Origin of the sequence: Mesorhizobium sp. (assembly GCF_004962925.1) — a bacterium.
GTDB lineage: Bacteria > Pseudomonadota > Alphaproteobacteria > Rhizobiales > Rhizobiaceae > Mesorhizobium.
Genome location: NZ_SUEO01000171.1, coordinates 1 through 1,802 on the forward strand (window position 1 = coordinate 1; position 1,802 = coordinate 1,802).

At 66.3% G+C, this 1,802-nt stretch carries 2 protein-coding genes; both read right to left on the reverse strand.

Annotated features, from left to right (window positions below):
• A partial coding sequence (locus E5W87_RS26350) for a phosphatase PAP2/dual specificity phosphatase family protein (RefSeq protein WP_292404361.1) occupies positions 1-1,247 on the reverse strand: 1,247 nt, incomplete at its 3' end.
• 2 nt (positions 1,248-1,249) lie between these two features.
• Positions 1,250-1,802 (reverse strand): class I SAM-dependent methyltransferase family protein (locus tag E5W87_RS26355; RefSeq protein WP_292404364.1); only part of this gene is annotated, 553 nt, incomplete at its 5' end.

The window sequence follows — 1,802 nt, forward strand, 5'->3', positions numbered from 1 at the left end:
TCGCAGCCACGGCACGGTGCTGGTCTGCTGCGCGCTTGGCTTCCAGCGCAGCAGACCAGCACCGTGCCGTGGCTGCGAGCCGCTTCGATCGCCGCCACCGCTTGCGCTTGCGCTTCTGGCGACGGCGGCAAAAGATCGACCATGGCGACACTCGTCCAGCGACAGGTCACGCCGCGCGGCCTTTCCAGCTCGCCGGCAAGGTCGATCACCGTGCCGAAAGTGTCGGCCTCGGCAGCTGTCGGAAAGCGGCCGAGGAAGACGCCGTCGGCAACCGTGATCTGCGCCGGCAGCTTGCGCGTCCATATCAATACATTGATCCTTGCGCCAAGCCGGTAAGGCAGCAGCAAAATACGGCTGGCCAGCGAGGCGCTGCCATTGGCCGCTTTCTGAAACACCTTGGCGCCGGCCCCGGCATAGGCGAAGGCGACGATGGCCAGCGCCAGTGTGGGCCACAAAAGGATGAGCCATTTCGCCGAGACGAAGGCGCCGGCAACGGTGCCGGCCAGCGCCAGCGCTGCGCCAAGCGCATAGAACCGAGCCAACCGCCTGGCCTTGGCATCGGCGGCCAGGTGGAAGCCGGCGAACGGCAATTCGCCCTCGCGCGGGAACAGCCACAGGGCGAAAAAGCCGAGCAGCGCGCCTGTCGGGATGTCGATGACATGGTGCTGCCATGTCGTCAGCACCGAAGCGCCGATCAGGAGACACCAGGCATGCCAGACGGCCCTGACGATGCCGGGCAGCCTATGGCGCCAGTGATCCCAGATGATGACCAGCAGCGCGATGTGCAGCGACGGCGCCTGGTTGAACGGCTTGTCGAAGCCGCCGAGCACCGCGAACATGAAGCCCGGCAGGCCGGATGTTTGCGGCCGCATGAAGGTCGCCGTCAGCGGGAAGACGATGAAGCAGGCGACGGCGACGATCTGCGCGGTGAGATAGCGGCCGGCGAGACGGTCGACGCCGCTCTTGGTGTCGTTCAACAGCAGCGACAGGCCGTAGAACAGGTTGATCGACCAGTAGGGAACGATCGTCCAGGCGATGAACGGGACGGCGCGCTCCCAGGCGAAGACGATGCTGCCGACATCGTCGCGCTGCGACGCCAGCCAGTTGGCGAAACCGTAGGTCGCGTAGAAGAACGGCGCCAGAAACGTCAGCCACAATGCCGCTCGCAGCACGATTCCGGCGTACGGCTCGCGCGCAGGAGCAGAAAGGGCAGGGGCAGCGGCAGCGCCAAGGATAGGCACGACCATGCTCAGACGCGCCGCGCGACGGAAACGGTGAAGATGCCCCACTGGTCGATGCGCTGGTCGAGTTTTTCGAAGCCGGCGGCCGTCACCAGTTGGTCCATCTCGCCTTGCGTGCGCCGCCGCATCGCCCAAGCCTGGCCGCCGCGATGCGAAGTGAGGCTGCGCGCGATCATTTCGAGCTGCGGATGCCAGGGTTGGTTGGTATAGACAAGCAGGCTGCCGGGCTGCATCGCCTTGGCCAGCCCGTCCAGCGAGCGGGCGATCATGGCGTTGTCGGAAAACAATTCGTAAAGCCCGGAGACGATGGCGAGGTCCGGCGCTGGCTTCAGCCCGGCAAGCATTTGAGCGTCGAAGGCGTCGGCCTGGTGGAACGAGACGCTGGTCGGCAGGTGCTGCTCGGCGATCAGCTTGCAGCCGCGCGAAACGTTGAGCTCGGAGAAATCCTGCAGCCGCACGCTGGCCGGCGGCGCAGCGCATTTGGCGACGGCGTCGAGCACGTAGCGGCCGTGGCCGGCGGCGATATCGACGATATGGACCGGCCGGCCGGCCGGTCCATAT